We start from the raw sequence: 16,505 nt of genomic DNA on the forward strand, positions 1-16,505 counted from the left end.
GACTTTCATGTTGGGCTGGGTGAGCGCTGTGCAGGGGCAGAGCATGCGGCAATAACCGCACCTTCGCCATACTGAAAAATAGACATTTCAGCGTGGTAGGGCAGGTGCGCAACTAATGCGCGGCGCTGTCATCAGGGCAGAAAAATGGGGAAACGACGCGGCTTAAGCGTGTTTTTCCCCGTTTTTTGAGCAAGCAATCGTGGTTGTTTAAACCACCTCCAACATCCCCATCATGCCCTGGTTCTCGTGTTCGAGAATGTGGCAGTGGAACATGCGCAGGCCCTTGAATGGCTGGGCCATTTTTATCCGGATGGTTTCCCGTGGGCGCAGGTTGATGGTGTCTTTCCAGGCGCGGTACGGCGCCGGGGTTTTTATCCCGTTGAGCTCGTGCTCGATGACCTGGAACTGGCAGCCGTGGATATGGAAGGGGTGGTCCATGTGCGAGTCGTTGACCAGCTCCCACAGTTCCACTTCACCCAGCTTGCTGGTCAGGTCGACGCGCTGCATGTCGAAGCTTTTGCCGTTGACCAGGAAATCCATCTGGTGCTGGCCGTTGTCCATGCGCATGTTCTCGCTGAACACCACGTGCTTGTGGGCGCTGGCCGGGCCGAGGTCGGCGATCTCGCGCAGTTTGGTCGGCAGGCTGACCGGCTGACTGGCGGGCAGGCTGACGTGGGCCAGGGTGATGACCTGTTCGGCGGCAACCATGCCCATCTTGTTGCGATCGTAAATCTCGGCGGTCAGGGCGAACTGGCGCGGCTCGCTGCCGGACTGGACGATGATTTCGATACGTTCGGCCGGCGCCAGCAGGATTTCCGTCATGGCTTGCGGCTGTTCCAGCAGGCCGCCGTCGCTGCCCACCAGGCTGAAGCGGTGGCCACCGAGGTTGAGCTTGAGGTAACGCGCGCTGCAGGCGTTCCACAGGCGCCAGCGTTCCGGCCCGCGCAGTTCGAGGGTCGGTTGATGCTGGCCGTTGATCAGCACGAACTGGCCTTCGCGGCCGTTCATCCAGTCGTTGGCGTCGTTGTCGGGGATGCTGCCGTCGGCGTTCAGCTTGAGGTCGGAGAGCAGCAGGTGACGTTCCTGGAAGCCGCTCAATGGGTCATCGCTGGCACGCACAATAAAAGGCGCGGCCAGGCCACGAAAGGCCTGCTCGGCGGTATGCCCGTGGGGGTGCGGGTGATACCAGTAGGTGCCGGCACTGCCCTTGGGCAGGTTGAAACTGTAAGTGCGCTCGCCACCCGGCGGCACCGGGTCATGGGGGTTGCCGTCCTGCTCGGGCGGCACCGGCAGGCCGTGCCAGTGCAGGGTGCTGGGCTGGCTCAGGCGGTTAATAAAGCGCACTTCCACGCGGTCGCCTTCGTTCACCTCGATCAGCGGGCCGGGGATGCTGGCGTTGTAGGCCCAGAAGGTGGTCGGCTGACCGGGCAGCAACTCGACCTGCACGGGCGCGGCGCTCAGCTCGGCCTGGAACAGGCCCGGTTGGGAGCTCTGGTTGCTGAGTCTGTGCAGCGGCCCTAAGGCGGCGCCACGGGGCAGGGCATCGCTGGCGGCAAGCCCCTGGGGCAATGGCGTGGCCATGCTGTGGTCCATGCCGGCCATGTCGTGCATCGAGTGATCCATGCTTTGCGCGCGCAGCCAGCCGGGCAACAGGGCCAGGCCGCCAACGCCGAGGGCGTGGGTGAGAAAGGTGCGACGAATCATCGAAGTTCTCCAGCAACACAAAAACAGGCGGCCAGAATCAAGCTTGCCACTGTGGCAAGGTCAAGGGCAGGTTATTGGCCGATCACCCCATAACCGCGGGCCATCAGCATGGCCAGCAGCGGGATGCTCAGCAGCAACAGCAATTCCAGACGGATACACAGGGTCAGCCACTGGCGTTGGCGTGGGCTGACCTCGGGCACCTGGCCCGCCTGCAGGGCGTTGCGCCAGTTGAGGAAGACGAAGGTCGGCAGGGTCGACAACACACCGACCAGCAGGAACAAACCGACCTTGGCGTGAAACAGGCCGTTGTGCAGGTAGTAATCCAGGCCCTTGCCGTACCAGATCACCCGCGCCGCGCCGCTGAACAGCACCAGGCTGGCGCTGACGCCGTAGGCGATGTCGATGATCACCAGGCGCCGCGCTCGTGTCAGGTCCAGGGGCGGTTTGAATTGCAGATGCTCGATGCCGAGCAGAGCGAATAGCAGGAGGATCGACAGGTAATGCAGGGCGGCGATGGCCTGGGCCATGGGGGTTCCTTGTGTAGGGTCAGGCCGCGTGGACTGTTCTGTTACGGCCCTGATGCTTGGCAAGGTACAGCGCGCTGTCGGCACGTTCCAGCAGTGAGGTCTGGTTTTCTCCTGGCGCTGCGATGGCCGTACCGATGCTGCTGGTCAGCGCATGGCTGAGTGTGCCGATGTTTATTGGTGTGGCGGCAATGGTCTGGCGGATGCGCTCGGCGATGTGCTGCAGTTCGTTGGCGTCGTGCACGCTGACCAGCGCGACGAACTCTTCGCCACCCAGGCGCACCAGCAGATCATCCGGGCGCAGCGAGGCGCTCATGCGGCGCGCACTTTCCCACTGCACCTGGTCGCCGCCGCCATGGCCGAACTGGTCGTTGACCTGCTTGAAGTGGTCGAGGTCGCAATAGATCGCAGCGAGTTTCAAGCCCAGATCCGTCGCGCTGGCCTGCTCGCGGGGGAAGAATTCATTGAGGCCGGCGCGGTTCCACAGTTGAGTCAGCGGATCGATCAGCGCCTTGCGTTGTTCGCGGCTGACCGCCTGGCGCAACTTGTGGGCATGCTGGCTGACATTGCGTAGGTGCAGGTAACCCTCGACCAGCGTGGCCAGATCACAGAGGCGCAGACGCTCCGCCGGATCGAGGCCGCGCGGCTGTGGATGCATCAGGCAGAGCGTGCCGATCGGTTGTCCGTTGCGGCTGTAGAGCGGCTGGCCAGCGTAGAAGCGCACAAAGGGTGCGCCGACCACTATCGGGTTGTCGCTGAAGCGCGGATCCTGCTGGGCATCCTCGACGACCAGCGGGCAACGCGCCGCTACCACATGACCGCAGAAGGAAATATTGCGTGGGGTTTCGGCTATGTCCAGGCCCGTGCGTGCCTTGAACCACTGTCGATCGCGGTCGACCAGACTGATTAGCACGGTATCGACGCCGAATAGTTCACGGGTCAGGCGTACCAGGGTGTCGAGATACAACTCGGCGGGGGTGTCGAGCAGGTCGAGATCGTCCAGCGCCTGCTGGCGAAGGGGTTCATCAGAGGGGATCGGGGCAGGCAGCATGGGTATCTCCGGTCAGTGTTGTGGTGCCAACCAGGCGTCCTGTCGGTGTAGGCGCCAAGCCAGGGCGGCCAGGCATAAACTGCGTAGCAACATAAAAGATAGCAGCGCCAGCCACAGGCCGTGGTTGCCATAGCCTTGCAGCAGCCAGGCCAGTGGCAGGCTCAGGCCCACGGCGAGGAGCATGGCATCGCGCATTTCGCGGGCGCGGGTGGCGCCGATAAACAGGCCGTCGAGCAGGTAGCTGGCCACCGACAGCAGCGGCAGCAGGGCCAGATAGGGCAGGTAGTCGTAAGCCGCTGCGCGCACGCTGGCGATGTCACTTTGCAGCTCGATAAACAGCCTGCCACCCAGTAACAGGGCCACGGCCAGCAGCAGGCTGAGCAGCAACGACCAGCCGCCTGCCACCACCAGGCTGCGCTTCAGCGCCACGCCGTCGCGGGCACCAATGGCGTGGCCGCAGAGCGCTTCCACGGCATTGGCCAGTCCATCCAGGGCAAAGGCACATAGCATCAGACCGTTGATCAACAGGGCGTTGGCGGCCACGGTGCTGGTGCCCAGGCGCGTACCCTGCACAGTGACCAGAAAGAACACCAGGTGCAGCGCCAGGGTGCGGATCAGGATGTCGCGGTTCAGCGCCAATAAGGGGTGCCAGCTCAACCAGTGGCGCAAGGCAGGCCAGTCGATACGCCCCGGCCACTGGCGGATTGCACGGCGGGTCAGCAGCAGGCCGAGCAGGGTGCCGCTGCATTCGGCCAGCACTGCGGCGTAGGCGGCGCCACTGATGCCCCAGTCCAAGCCGAGAACAAACAGCACGCACAGCGCCGCATTCAACAGGTTGGTGGTGAGCATGATCAGCAGCGGCGCGCGGGCATTCTGGGTGCCCAGCAGCCAGCCGATCAGGGCGAAGTTGGCCAGCGCCGCGGGCAGTCCGAGCAGGCGCAGGTAAAAGAATTCGCGGGCCAGTGAGTCGAGTTCGGCGGCAGGTTGCATCAGGCGCAGGGCCAGGTCGCTGAACGGCAAACTGAGGACGATCAGCAGCAGCGCCCAGCCCAGCGCCAACAACAGGCCTTGCAGCAGGGTCTGGCGCAGCAGGGCGCCGTCGCCACTGCCGCAGGCCTGGGCGCTGAAGCCGCTGGTGCCCATGCGCAGAAAGCCCATCAGGCCGACCAGCAAGCCATACAGGCTGCTGCCGATCACCACGGCGGCCAGGTCCTGGGCGTGGGGCAAGTGGCCGACCACGGCGCTGTCCACCAGCGCCACCATGGGCACCGAAAGGTTGCACAGCATCATCGGCGCGGCCAGCGCCCAGACCCGTCGATGGGTAGGGCGGTGCCGCCAGGCGTGGATTAGGCGAGGCATCTACAGACTCCAGAATAGCGCCGCACTATACGTCGACTTGGCCACCCAGGCATCCCGAGCGCGGTTGGTGCCAGTCGCCATTTTCAGCTTTTTCCGACTGCCTGGTCAGCCCCGCCTCGGCTATAGTAGCGACCCTCCGCACCTACCCTCTCCGGGAGCCCGCAATGCCGAAGAAAGGATTACTTCTGGCCCTGGTCCTGAGCTTGCTCAGCGCCTGTGATTCCTCCACCCCCGAACAGGCCGCCACGCCTGCCCCCGCCAGCCAACAGGCGGCGCCCGTGCAGGATCTGGCTGCCTTGGGCAAGCGCTACGCCGGCCGGCCGCTTGAGGTGGTGGACGTTTCCGAAGTGCAGTTGGAGGGCGCCAGCGCCCTGGCTGTGACCTTCGGTGTGCCGCTTGATCCGGAGCAGGATTTCGCTGCCCAGTTGCACCTGGTCGACAGCAAGGACGGCAAGGTCGATGGCGCCTGGGAACTGGCCGACAACCTGATGGAACTGCGCCTGCGCCACCTGGAGCCGCAGCGCAAGCTGGTGCTGACCGTGGATGCCGGCCTGCGTGGCGTCAATGGCGCGACCCTGGCCAAGGAACACATCAGCCAGCTGGAAACCCGCGACCTGCAAGCCAGCATTGGTTTTGCCAGCCGTGGCTCGTTGCTGCCGACGCGCCTGGCCGAAGGCCTGCCGGTGATTGCCCTGAACGTCGATCAGGTCAACGTCGAGTTCTTCCGCATCAAACCCGAGGCCTTGCCAGCCTTCCTCAGCCAGTGGGGCCGTGGCACCAGCCTGGACACCTGGGAGTCGCGTGAGCTGTTGCCGATGGCCGAGTTGGTCTACGGCGGTCGTTTCGACCTGAAGCCCGCGCGCAACACCCGCGAAACCCTGCTGCTGCCGATTGCCGGCCTGGAGCCGTTCAAGCAACCGGGCGTGTACCTGGCGGTGATGCGCCAGGCGGGCACCTACAACTATTCGCAGCCGGCGACTCTGTTTACCCTCAGTGATATCGGCCTGTCGGCCCACCGCTACCGCGAGCGTCTGGACGTGTTCACCCAGGCCCTGGAGGGCGGCAAGGCGCTGGAGGCGGTGCAGCTGCAACTGCTCGACGGCAATGGTCGGGTGCTCGGTGAAGGCCGCACCGACAGCGACGGGCATGCCGAGCTGGCGCTGCCGGCCAAGGCCGAGGTGCTGCTGGCCCAGCAAGGCGCGCAGACCAGTCTGTTGCGCCTGAGTGGCGCGGCCCTGGACCTGGCCGAATTTGATATCGCCGGGCCCCAGGCCCATCCGCTGCAGTTCTTCGTTTTTGGCCCGCGCGATCTCTATCGCCCTGGCGAAAGCGTGCTGCTCAACGCCTTGCTGCGCGATGCCGATGGCCGCGCGGTGCAGAACCAGCCGGTGAACGTAGAAGTGCGTCGCCCAGATGAACAGGTCAGCCGCAAGTTTGTCTGGCAGGCCGGCGACAATGGCCTGTATCAGTACGCTTTACCGATTGCCGGCGAAGCGCCGACCGGGCGCTGGCAGTTGGTGTTCGACCTGGGTGATGGTCAGCCGCAGTTGTATGAGTTTCTCGTCGAGGACTTCCTGCCCGAGCGCCTGGCACTGGAGCTGAAGGGCCGTGAGGTGCCATTCAGCCCAGCCGAGAATGCTCAGTTCGAGGTCACCGGCCGCTACCTGTACGGCGCGCCGGCGGCCGGCAATCGCCTGAGTGGGCAGATTTATGTGCGCCCGCTGCGCGAAGCGGTGGCGAGCCTACCGGGCTATCAGTTCGGCTCGGTCAATGAAGAGGAACTGAACCAGGACCTGGAGCTGGACGAGACCGTACTGGATGCCGACGGCCAGGCCAGCCTGGAGATCGAAAGCAAGTGGGCCGAGGTCAAGTCGCCACTGAAACTGATCCTCCAGGCCAGCCTGCAGGAGTCCGGTGGTCGCCCGATCACCCGGCGTATCGTTCAGCCGGTGTGGCCGGCTGAGCAGCTGCCAGGCCTGCGTCCCCTGTTTGACGGTGAAGAAATCGACGGCAATGGCCTGGCTGAATTCGAGCTGCTGCTGGCCGATCCGCAGGGCAACAAGCTGGCCAGCGACGGGCTGAAGGTGCGCTTGATTCGCGAGCGCCGCGACTACTACTGGAACTTCTCCGAGGGCGATGGCTGGAGCTATCACTACAACGAGAAGTACCTGAACCTCAGCGAAGAGACGGTCACTGTGGCCAAGGGCGGCACCGCCAAGGTCAGCTTCCCGGTCGAGTGGGGCCCTTACCGCGTCGAGGTCGAAGACCCGCAGACCGGCTTGCTCAGTAGTCTGCGTTTCTGGGCCGGCTACAGCTGGCAGGACAACGCCGAAGGCGGCGCCGTGCGTCCCGATCAGGTCAAGCTGGCGTTGGACAAACCGGCCTATGGCAATGGCGATACCGCCACGGTCACCGTTACACCGCCGGCCGCGGGCAGTGGTTATCTGTTGGTAGAGTCCGCCGAGGGGCCGCTGTGGTGGCAAGCCATCGACGTGCCGGCGGAAGGCAAAAGCTATGAGGTTCCGATCGCCAAAGAGTGGGCGCGGCATGACCTGTATGTCAGCGCCCTGGTTATCCGTCCGGGTGAGCGCAAGGCCAATGTCACGCCCAAGCGTGCAGTCGGCCTGCTGCACCTGCCGCTGGAGCGGGCACCGCGCAAGCTGGCGCTGAGCCTCAGTGCGGCGGAGAAAATGCGTCCGAATCAGCCGCTGACGGTCAAGGTCAAGGCGCTCAACGCCGATGGTTCTGTGCCTAAAAGCGTGCAGGTGCTGGTGGCGGCGGTCGATGTCGGCATCCTCAATATCACCGAGTACGCCACCCCTGACCCGTTTGCCGCGTTCTTCGGACGCAAGGGTTACGGTGCTGACCAGTTGGATGTTTATGGCCAGTTGATCGAAGCCGGCCAGGGCCGAGTGGCCAAGCTGGCCTTCGGTGGTGATGCGGGCCTGGAGGCGGGCGGCAAACGCCCGGACACCAGCGTGCTGATTGTTGCCCAGCAGAGCGCGCCAGTAAGCCTGAACGCGCAGGGCGAGGGCGAAATCAGCCTGGCTATCCCTGACTTCAACGGCGAGCTGCGCTTGATGGCGCAAGCCTGGAGCGACGACAGCTACGGCATGGCCGAAGGCAAAACGGTGGTGGCCGCGCCGCTGATCGCCGAGCTGTCGGCGCCGCGCTTCCTCGCCGGTGGCGATGAAACCAAGCTGGCGTTGGATATCAGCAACCTCTCCGGCAAGGAGCAGCGCCTCGACGTGCAGCTCAGCGCCGCCGGCCAGTTGAGCCTGGCGCAAACGGCGGGGCCACAAGTGGTGCCGTTGCAACTGGCGCAAGGTCAGCGCACCACCCTGCAGATCCCGGTGCGAGCGCTGGGCGGTTATGGCCAGGGTACGCTGAAGGTCACGGTCAACGGCCTCGACCTACCGGGCGAGAGCCTGCCACCGCTGAGCCGTGAGTGGACCCTCGGCGTGCGTCCGGCTTATCCGGCCACCCTGCAAAACTTCCGCGCAGTGCTCAAGGGCGATAGCTGGAGCTTGCCGACGGGCACTCTGGAGCAGTTCGAGGTGGCCGGGCGTGAAGCCTTGCTGGCGATCTCCAGTCGGCCGCCGCTGAACCTGGCCGAGCAGATCCGCGCGCTTAAGGCCTATCCCTATGGGTGCCTGGAGCAGACCACCAGTGGCCTGTACCCGTCGCTGTATGCCGATGCCGACAGCCTCAAACGCTTGGGTATCGAGGGCGAACCGGCCGAGCAGCGGCGCCAGTCCATCGAACTGGGCATCGAACGCTTGCTCGGCATGCAGCGCTACAACGGCAGCTTCGGCCTGTGGGGCGCCGACAGTGACGAGGAATACTGGCTAAGTGCCTACGTCACCGACTTCCTCCTGCGCGCCCGTGAGCAGGGTTTTGCCGTGCCGTCCGAGGCCCTGGAAAAGGCCAACCAGCGGCTGCTGCGTTACCTGCAAGAGCGCAGCATTATCGAGGACGGCTACAGCGACAACGCCGACCAGACCCGCTTTGCCGTGCAGGCCTACGCCGGTTATGTGCTGGCGCGCAGCCAGCAGGCACCGCTGGGCGCCTTGCGTACGCTGTTCGAGCGGCGCAGTGACGCCCGTTCGGGTCTGCCATTGGTTCACCTGGCTGTGGCCTTGCAGAAAATGGGCGACCAGCCACGGGCCGACGACGCCCTGCTGGCTGGCCTGGCGATCAAGCGTGACGACCAGCAGTGGTTCCACGATTACGGCAGCGTGCTGCGCGACGATGCGCTGATCCTGGCCCTGCTCAACGAGCACAGCCTGGCCAGCAAGCAACGGGACGAGCGTCTGTTCGGTTTGGCGGATGAATTGGCCAGCCGTCCGTACCTGTCCACTCAGGAGCGCAATGCCCTGTTCCTCGCCGGTCGCGGCCTGCTGCTGGAACCTGAGCAGGCCTGGCAAGCCGAGTTGAGCCTGGCTGGCAACGTGCGGGCGCTGAGCAACAGCCAGTCCGGCATCAAGCTGGAAGGTGCGGCACTGGCCGAGCCGATGAGCGTGCGCAGCCTGGGCGAGGGCACCTTGTTCCAGCAACTGAGCATTTCCGGCTACCCGGTCAAGGCGCCGGCAGCCGGTGGCGAGAACCTCAGCATCCGCCGCGAATACTTGGGCATGGACGGTGAGCCGCTGGACCTCAACAACCTCGCCAGCGGTGAGCTGGTGCTGGTGCACCTGGCCGTGGAGGCCAAGCAACGGGTGCCGGATGCGCTGGTGATCGACTTGCTGCCTGCCGGCCTGGAACTGGAAAACCAGAACCTTGGGCAAAGCGCCGCGAGCCTGGAAGACGCCAGCAGCGAGGTCAAGGAATGGCAGCAAGCGATGCAGAACGCCACGCCCAAGCACCAGGAGTTCCGCGGTGACCGTTATGTCGCGGCAGTGGACGTCAACGGCTACGGCACCACCCACCTGCTGTACCTGGCCCGTGCGGTCACGCCAGGCACCTACCGGGTGCCGCCACCGCAGGTTGAGTCCATGTACCGGCCGAACTGGCAGGCGGTGGGCGAGGCGCCTGCGCAGTTGGTGGTGAAGGGGCACTGACCCTCTCCCCAGCCCTCTCCCGTAAACGGGAGAGGGGGCAATCTGTGCAGGGATGACCGGCCTGCGTCACCCCTCGTCCATTTATGGGAGACGGCTGCATGGATGCAGGAGGCCCAAGCCGAGGGGGCGGGGGAGAGGGAAAACGGAGCAGGAGGCTCCCATGGCTCTACGGGAAAACGCCAAACGTCTGCGCACCCACATGACCGACACCGAAGCCCGGCTCTGGTATCACCTGCGTGCTCATCGATTCATGGGGTTGAAGTTCAAACGGCAGAAGCCTATCGGCCGTTATATCGTCGACTTTGTCTGTTTGGAGTGTTTTCTGATCATCGAACTGGACGGTGGTCAGCATGCTGAGCAGTGGCAGCACGATCAGTTGCGGGATGACTATTTACGGGCGCGGGGCTATCAGGTTCTGCGCTTCTGGAATCATCAGGTTTTGACGGAAACGGATGCGGTACTTGAGCAGATTAGACTGGCCATTGGCCCTCTCCCGTAAACGGGAGAGGAGGCAGCTTGCACGCGCTTATTCGCTTGGCGCCAGTAGCGGACAATGGTCCAGTCACCTATTTAATTGCTGCGTTCAACCACTCCCCTCGCCCATTTATGGGAGAGGGGCCGGGGGAGAGGGTCGGCATTACCTCGGGCCAAGAGGTCACGCATGAAGCGCTGGCTTGGCAAGTCGCTGGTTCTGTTCATCATCCTGCTCGCCCTGCTCTGGTCTGCCGACCGCCTGTTCCCACTGCCGTTGCCAGAGGACGACCAAGCGCGGGTGGTGCTGGCTGAGGACGGTACGCCGTTGTGGCGCTTTGCCGATGCCGAGGGGGTGTGGCGATATCCGGTCACGCCCGAGCAGGTTGCGCCGGCGTATTTGCAGGCGCTGCTCAGTTATGAGGATCGCTGGTTCTATCAGCACCCTGGGGTCAACCCGTTAGCGTTGGGGCGGGCGGCCTGGCAGAACCTCAGCGGTGGGCGGGTGGTGTCCGGTGGCAGCACCTTGTCGATGCAGGTGGCGCGGCTGCTCGACCCGCACTCGCGCAGCTTGTCCGGCAAGCTCAAGCAGCTGTGGCGCACCTTGCAGCTGGAGTGGCACCTGTCGAAGGCGGACATTCTCACCCTGTACCTCAATCGCGCGCCCTTCGGCGGCACCTTGCAGGGCGTGGCGGCGGCCAGTTGGGCCTATCTGGGCAAGCCGCCGAGTCAGCTAACCCATGCCGAGGCTGCGCTGTTTGCGGTGCTGCCCCAGGCGCCCAGCCGCTTGCGCCCGGACCGTCACCCGCACGCCGCTCAAGCGGCACGCGACAAGGTGCTGCGGCGTCTGGCGCAGTTCCAGGTGTGGACGCCGACACAGCTGCGCGAGGCGCTGGAGGAACCGGTGCTGCTGGCGCCGCGCCGCGAGCCGAGTCTGGCGCCGTTGCTGGCGCGGCGGCTGAACACGCCGCACAGCCCGGCGCTGATCCGTACCACTCTGGATGCCGCCTTGCAGCGTCGTCTGGAAGATTTGCTGCTGGGCTGGCGCGCGCGCCTGCCGGAGCGCACCTCGGCGGCGATCCTGGTGGTTGAGCATGAGACGATGGCGGTGCGTGCCTACTTGGGTTCGGTGGACATCAACGACCCGCGACGCTTCGGTCATGTCGACATGATCAGCGCCCAGCGCTCGCCCGGCTCGACCCTCAAGCCGTTCCTGTATGGCATGGCTCTGGACGCTGGGCTGATTCATTCCGAGTCGCTGCTGCAGGATGTGCCGCGCCGTTATGGTGATTACCGGCCGGGCAATTTCGCCACCGGGTTTAGCGGCCCGGTGGCGGCCAGCGCGGCGTTGGCTACTTCGCTGAATCTGCCGGCGGTGCAATTGCTGGAGGCATACGGGTCGAAGCGTTTTGCCGGCGAACTGCGCAGCGCCGGCGTGCCGCTGGCCTTGCCGGCCTTGGCCGAGCCGAACCTGGCGCTGATTCTCGGCGGCACCGGCAGCCGTCTGGAGGACTTGGTGGGTGGCTACCGCGCCCTGGCCCACGGCGGCAAGAGTGCTCGCTTGCGCTTGCAACCGCAGGACTTGCTGGTTGAGCGGCGGCTGTTGTCGCCAGGCTCGGCGTGGATCATTCGCCGCATCCTCAGTGGCCAGGCCCGCCCGGACCGCGACCCGCGCGCGCACCTGTTGCAACGTCCCAGCCTGGCCTGGAAGACCGGTACCAGTTACGGCTTTCGCGATGCCTGGGCAATAGGTGTGGGGCCGCGTTATTTGATCGGCATCTGGATCGGTCGCCCGGACGGCACCCCGGTGCCCGGCCAGTTCGGCCTGGCCTCGGCGGCGCCGCTGATGCTGCAGGTGCATGACCTGTTGGTGAATCGCGACCGCCAGCGCGGCCTGCCGTTACCGGTGGAGGAGGTGCCGGCGAATGTTGGGGTGGCGGCGATCTGCTGGCCCCTGGGTCAGCCGCTGGCCAAGGATGATCCCAACTGTCGCCGCCAGCGCTTTGCCTGGACCCTGGATGGCACCACGCCGCCGACCTTGCAGGCCCTCGACCAGCCCCTGGGCTTGGGCTTGCAGCAGAACATTTGGGTCAACGCCCAGGGCCTGCAGGTGGGGGCCGCCTGTGCCGGCGCCCAGGCGCGCAGTGTGACCCTCTGGCCGGCGCCGCTGGAGCCTTGGCTGCCGAGGCGGGAGCGACGCAGTGCGCGACTGCCAGCCAGTGATCCGGCGTGCCCGCCGGCCTTGCCGGCGGCGGTGGCGCCGCTGTCGATTGTCGGCGTGCGCGAAGGCGACAACCTGCGTCGTCCGGCCGCCAGCCGCGAGGCGCTGCAACTCAAGCTGTCGGCGTTGGGTGGCAGTGGCAGACGCTGGTGGTTTCTTAATGGTCAGCCGCTGACCGATACGGCCCCCGACGCCAGCTTCAACCAGGCGTTCAATCAGCTGGGGCGACAGCAACTCAGCGTGTTGGATGAGTCTGGGCAGACCGCTCGGCTGGAGTTCAGCATCGCGCCGTGATGGCTCGGTGCGCTGCCAATTTAGCGGGCCAGCACCAGGCGGTTGCGGCCATCGGCTTTGGCCTGGAACAGGGCGCTGTCGACGCGCTGGAAAAAGGCTTCGCTGCTGTTGTCACGCGTAGGTTCGAAGGTGCCGACGCCGAGGCTGGTGGTCAGGTTGAGGCTGTGTTCACGGGCTTGTAGCGGGCTGTCGGCGATGCAGGTGCGGAACTGTTCGGCCATCTGCTGCGCACTTTCCAGGTCGGTGCCGGGCATTAGCACGGCGAACTCTTCGCCACCCATACGCAGGAGAATGTCGTTGTCACGGCGGAACACCTGGCGCATGCGCTCGGCAAACACCTCCAGGCAGGCGTCGCCAGTGAGGTGGCCGTGTTGGTCGTTGACCCGCTTGAACAGGTCGATGTCCATCAGCACCAGCGCTAGCGGGCTGCCCTGGCGTTTGGCATTGGCCAGCATCAGCGGAAACAGGTCGTTGAACTGATGGCGGTTGCCCAGCCCAGTCAGGCTGTCGGTGCGGCTGAGACGCTCCAGGGCATCGCGCTGCTCCAGCAGCTGGAGTTCCAGGGCAATCCCAGCGTGGTATTCGCGAAAGCTGCGGGTGCCGACCATCAGCAGGTAGATCAGGTAGAACGCCAGGGTCAGCAAGATCGGCAGTTGCTGTTCGCCGTTGCTGGCCAGCACCAGCAAACCAGGCAGGTTGAGCAGTAAAACGGTGCACAGGCCACGGCGCAGGCGCATGGAAAAGGTGAAGGCGACTGCCGAGCTAAAGGCGATGGTGCTGACGGTGGCGACCAGTTGCGAGCGTTGAAAGTCGGGGCTGTAGAGCGCCAAGGCGTGGGCCAGCCCCCAGCCCATGGCCGTCAGTAATACCAGCAGCCAGTGGCGGTTGATCCAGCGTGTAAGGCGGCGGTCGCTATGGGTGGTCGGAGGTAGATGGGCCCAGCGCAGGGCCAGCATTAGGACAAAAAAGCTGCAGCCGCCGAGGCCCAGTAGCAGGTGCTGCAGCGGTGCATTGCTGAAACCCCAGGTCAGCAACCACGCCATAAGGTAGTAGATGCTGCCCAGGCGGGTGCGATTGCTGACGTCCTGGACTTCTCGCCACAGGGCGTATGTGCTGGGTTGCTTGGGGGCGCTGGTGAGGGGCATAGGAACTGGTCATTAATGGTGCGTTGGCAGCATAGCCTTTTTGTGATCTGCAGTGCTGGCCAATTGCCTGTTGTGTGCCTGGCGGTCAGTCCTAGGATTCTGCTTGGGCGCGTATCAGCCTTCCATTGCGGCGCCGCTGTTCCCCGGCTGCTGCTGGCGAAAGGCACGCGGGGTGATACCCAGCCAACGCTTGAAGGTGCGACTGAAGTTGGAGGTGTCCTGATAGCCAAGGCGTTCGGCGATGGCTTCGACACTCAGCGGCGTGTGCAGCAGCAGCCAGCAGGCCAGCTCTTCGCGCACGCGGTCGAGCAGTTGCTGGTAGTTGACGCCTTCTTCGCGCAGGTGACGGATCAGGGTGCGGGGGGCCACATGCTCTTGTGCGGCCAGTTGCTCCAGGCTCGGGTAGCGGCCGTCACAGGCCAGTAAACGCTGATGGATGCGCTGGCTCAGACTGCCTCCCTGTAGCTGTTTGAGCTGATGCTCACAGTCGCGCAGGGCCAACCGCTGGGCCTCGGTATCGCTGGCCAAGCTCGGGCATTCGAGCAGGCTCATGGGCAGCTGGACCTGCAATTGAGGGGCGTTGAAACTCGATTGCGGATACAGCGCGCGATAGGCCTCAGCCCAGGGCGGTTCGGCAAACGGCCAGCTGATCCTGACGTGGTCGTGCAGCGCCTGGCCGCTGATGGTTTGCAGCAGGTTGAGCATGCCCGCCAGCAGATGACCCAGGACGTATTCGCGGATGTCGTCGCTGTCCAGCTGCTCGTGTAAGTGCAGGGTCAGGCCATCGGCATCGCCACTAGCAATACTGAAGGTGGCGAGGTTTTCCCTCAGGCTGGCGAAGCGCTGAACCGCCAGCAGCGCCTGGGCCACTGTCGGGCAGGCCATGGCCAGAACGCCCAAAGCACCGTGGGTGGCCAGTTGGGTGCTGGCGCCAACGTGCAGGCCTAGCCATGGGCATTGGCTGAGCTCGAGCGCGCGTAGCACCAGACGACGAAATTGGGCAAAGCTGAGGAAGCGGTTATCCGTGTGCAGTGTTGCCCAGTCCAGACGGGTGTCCGCCATGATCTGCTGCTGTTCGAATCCGCGGCGGCGTAACTCGGCACACAACAGGCGGGCGTATACCGGGTGCAGGCAGGGTTGAAGCCAGGTTTGCGCGTCGGGCATGGGCATGTGCTCCTCGATCGAGTTGGCACAATATGACGATTATCTGCCCGAGTAAACGGTATTGTCGGACAATCCTACAGCGCATGCTTGCCTCACAAAAAACACTGAGGAGCGTTGTATGAGTGCCGTGATGCCTACCGCTGTAGCGGATCAAGCGGTTTACCGCGACCGTAAACGATATGCCTGGTTGCTGTCAGTTGTTGCCCCGCTGGCGGTCACCGTCGGCCCGTTGGCCCATCTGCTGGGAGCCAGCAGCCAGCTGTGGTTCTTTGTTTCGCTGGGTTTCTTCTACCTGGGCATTCCGTTGCTGGACAAACTGCTCGGTGAAGACCTGAGCAATCCGCCGGAGTCCGCCGTGCCGGCCCTGGAGGCCGACGGTTATTACCGGGCGATCAACTATGCGGTGGTGCCGGTGCTGTGGTTCGGCATGTTGTTCAACTGTATCTACCTGGCGACCCACGAGCTGCCCTGGTACAGCTGGCTGGCGACGGTAGTGGTGACCGGCTCGATGCTTGGTTTTGGTCTCAATCTCAGTCACGAGCTGGGGCACAAAAAGGACTGGTTGGGACGCAAGGTCGGCCTGTTCAATACGGCTTTGGGTGGTTACGGGCATTTTTCCATCGAGCACAACCGCGGCCATCACCGCCATGTGGCGACCCCGGATGATCCGGCTTCGTCGAAGATGGGCGAGAGCATCTACCGCTTTATGTTCCGTGAACTGCCGGGTGCGTTTTTTCGCGCCTGGGATCTTGAGGCCGAGCGCATGCAGCGTCAGGGCCGTTCCATTTGGAGTCTGGACAACGAAATCGTTCAGGCGGGGTTGCTGACCCTGGCCCTGTACGGCGGCCTGATTGCCCTGTTCGGCCCAGCGATGGTCCCGGTGTTGCTACTGGTGGCTTTCTGGGGCGCGTTTCAACTGACCTCGGCCAACTACATCGAGCACTACGGCTTGGTTCGTCAGCAGCTCGCCAATGGCCGCTATGAGCCCTGCCAACCGCGCCACTCGTGGAACAGCAACCACATCGTCTCCAACCTGGTGGTGTTCCATTTGCAGCGCCACTCCGACCATCACGCCCATCCAACCCGCAGCTATCAGGCCCTGCGTGATTTCAGTGAGCTGCCGCGTTTGCCGTCCGGCTACTTCGGCATGTTTATCGCGGCTTACATTCCGCCGCTGTGGTTCCATGTGATGAATCCGCGGTTGATCGCGGCCGTCGGTGGCGATGTCGAGCGGATCAACTTCCTGCCGGCCAAGCGTCAGCAATTGATTCGTCAGTACGGCTTGCAAACCGAGCCAACTGCACAGGCACAGGAGGCCGCATGAGCCAGCATCAATGCCCCGAGTGTGGATACGTGTATGACAGCGCGTTGGGTGATCGCTTCAGTGGCTACGCACCCGGTACACCGTTTGCCGCATTGCCTGAGGACTACAACTGCCCGCAGTGTTGCGTGCGTGACAAGCCGGACTTCATCGCCCTTGAGGAGTCGGCCGACGCTTGAGTGGGCGCCGGT

The 16,505-nt window shown here is 64.4% G+C and carries 11 protein-coding genes; 5 read left to right on the plus strand and 6 right to left on the minus strand.

Features of this window, described 5'->3' with window-relative positions; all coding sequences use genetic code 11:
* Positions 1–207 precede the first annotated feature (207 nt).
* The 4 genes from AC56DI_RS17465 to AC56DI_RS17480 all read right to left on the minus strand — a co-directional run bounded on the left by AC56DI_RS17465 (position 208) and on the right by AC56DI_RS17480 (position 4,638).
* Complete coding sequence (locus tag AC56DI_RS17465) at positions 208–1,704, minus strand: multicopper oxidase family protein (RefSeq protein ID WP_496347271.1); 1,497 nt, start codon at positions 1,702–1,704, stop codon at positions 208–210.
* A gap of 71 nt (positions 1,705–1,775) precedes the next feature.
* Entirely contained in the window at positions 1,776–2,231 is a 456-nt protein-coding gene (locus tag AC56DI_RS17470; RefSeq protein WP_496347272.1) for a DUF2214 family protein, read from the minus strand.
* A gap of 19 nt (positions 2,232–2,250) precedes the next feature.
* Positions 2,251–3,279 (minus strand): sensor domain-containing diguanylate cyclase, encoded by a 1,029-nt coding sequence (locus AC56DI_RS17475; RefSeq protein WP_496347273.1) that lies wholly within the window; start codon positions 3,277–3,279, stop codon positions 2,251–2,253.
* A gap of 12 nt (positions 3,280–3,291) precedes the next feature.
* Positions 3,292–4,638, minus strand: coding sequence for an MATE family efflux transporter (locus AC56DI_RS17480; RefSeq protein WP_496347274.1), 1,347 nt, complete (start codon positions 4,636–4,638; stop codon positions 3,292–3,294).
* 164 nt (positions 4,639–4,802) lie between these two features.
* Between AC56DI_RS17480 and AC56DI_RS17485 the strand changes: the two genes are divergently transcribed.
* The 3 genes from AC56DI_RS17485 (at position 4,803) to pbpC (ending at position 12,684) form a co-directional block, all read left to right on the plus strand.
* The gene (locus AC56DI_RS17485; protein WP_496347275.1) at positions 4,803–9,698 is read left to right on the plus strand and encodes an alpha-2-macroglobulin family protein; all 4,896 of its coding nucleotides are present in this window, start codon (positions 4,803–4,805) and stop codon (positions 9,696–9,698) included.
* A 160-nt stretch (positions 9,699–9,858) separates the two neighbouring features.
* The gene (locus AC56DI_RS17490; RefSeq protein ID WP_496347276.1) at positions 9,859–10,197 is read left to right on the plus strand and encodes an endonuclease domain-containing protein; all 339 of its coding nucleotides are present in this window, start codon (positions 9,859–9,861) and stop codon (positions 10,195–10,197) included.
* 162 nt (positions 10,198–10,359) lie between these two features.
* On the plus strand, positions 10,360–12,684 hold the full coding sequence (gene pbpC, locus AC56DI_RS17495; protein ID WP_496347277.1) for a peptidoglycan glycosyltransferase PbpC: 2,325 nt from the start codon (positions 10,360–10,362) through the stop codon (positions 12,682–12,684).
* Positions 12,685–12,704: 20 nt separating this feature from the next.
* Here the strand turns inward: pbpC and AC56DI_RS17500 are convergent, their stop codons facing one another.
* Both AC56DI_RS17500 and AC56DI_RS17505 read right to left on the minus strand, forming a co-directional pair.
* Positions 12,705–13,829: a GGDEF domain-containing protein gene (locus AC56DI_RS17500; RefSeq protein ID WP_496347278.1), complete on the minus strand. Its 1,125-nt coding sequence runs from the start codon at positions 13,827–13,829 to the stop codon at positions 12,705–12,707.
* A 114-nt stretch (positions 13,830–13,943) separates the two neighbouring features.
* Complete coding sequence (locus AC56DI_RS17505) at positions 13,944–14,993, minus strand: AraC family transcriptional regulator (protein ID WP_496347279.1); 1,050 nt, start codon at positions 14,991–14,993, stop codon at positions 13,944–13,946.
* Between the two features lie 118 nt (positions 14,994–15,111).
* Between AC56DI_RS17505 and AC56DI_RS17510 the strand changes: the two genes are divergently transcribed.
* Together AC56DI_RS17510 and AC56DI_RS17515 are read left to right on the plus strand one after the other, a co-directional pair.
* A complete protein-coding gene (locus AC56DI_RS17510; protein WP_496347280.1) occupies positions 15,112–16,317 on the plus strand; it encodes an alkane 1-monooxygenase in 1,206 nt (401 codons plus the stop codon).
* Entirely contained in the window at positions 16,314–16,493 is a 180-nt protein-coding gene (locus AC56DI_RS17515; RefSeq protein ID WP_496347281.1) for a rubredoxin, read from the plus strand. The genes AC56DI_RS17510 and AC56DI_RS17515 overlap by 4 nt, the downstream gene beginning before the upstream one ends.
* The last annotated feature ends 12 nt before the right edge of the window (positions 16,494–16,505 follow it).

The organism is Pseudomonas sp. BGA-UO-ETr-WB11, from assembly GCF_059567785.1.

Coding starts and splice junctions, on each gene's coding strand:
- AC56DI_RS17465 (WP_496347271.1), bottom strand. CDS start 1,704: ATGATTCGTCGCACCTTTCTCACCCACGCCCTCGGCGTTGGCGGCCTG.
- AC56DI_RS17470 (WP_496347272.1), bottom strand. CDS start 2,231: ATGGCCCAGGCCATCGCCGCCCTGCATTACCTGTCGATCCTCCTGCTA.
- AC56DI_RS17475 (WP_496347273.1), bottom strand. CDS start 3,279: ATGCTGCCTGCCCCGATCCCCTCTGATGAACCCCTTCGCCAGCAGGCG.
- AC56DI_RS17480 (WP_496347274.1), bottom strand. CDS start 4,638: ATGCCTCGCCTAATCCACGCCTGGCGGCACCGCCCTACCCATCGACGG.
- AC56DI_RS17485 (WP_496347275.1), top strand. CDS start 4,803: ATGCCGAAGAAAGGATTACTTCTGGCCCTGGTCCTGAGCTTGCTCAGC.
- AC56DI_RS17490 (WP_496347276.1), top strand. CDS start 9,859: ATGGCTCTACGGGAAAACGCCAAACGTCTGCGCACCCACATGACCGAC.
- pbpC (WP_496347277.1), top strand. CDS start 10,360: ATGAAGCGCTGGCTTGGCAAGTCGCTGGTTCTGTTCATCATCCTGCTC.
- AC56DI_RS17500 (WP_496347278.1), bottom strand. CDS start 13,829: ATGCCCCTCACCAGCGCCCCCAAGCAACCCAGCACATACGCCCTGTGG.
- AC56DI_RS17505 (WP_496347279.1), bottom strand. CDS start 14,993: ATGCCCGACGCGCAAACCTGGCTTCAACCCTGCCTGCACCCGGTATAC.
- AC56DI_RS17510 (WP_496347280.1), top strand. CDS start 15,112: ATGAGTGCCGTGATGCCTACCGCTGTAGCGGATCAAGCGGTTTACCGC.
- AC56DI_RS17515 (WP_496347281.1), top strand. CDS start 16,314: ATGAGCCAGCATCAATGCCCCGAGTGTGGATACGTGTATGACAGCGCG.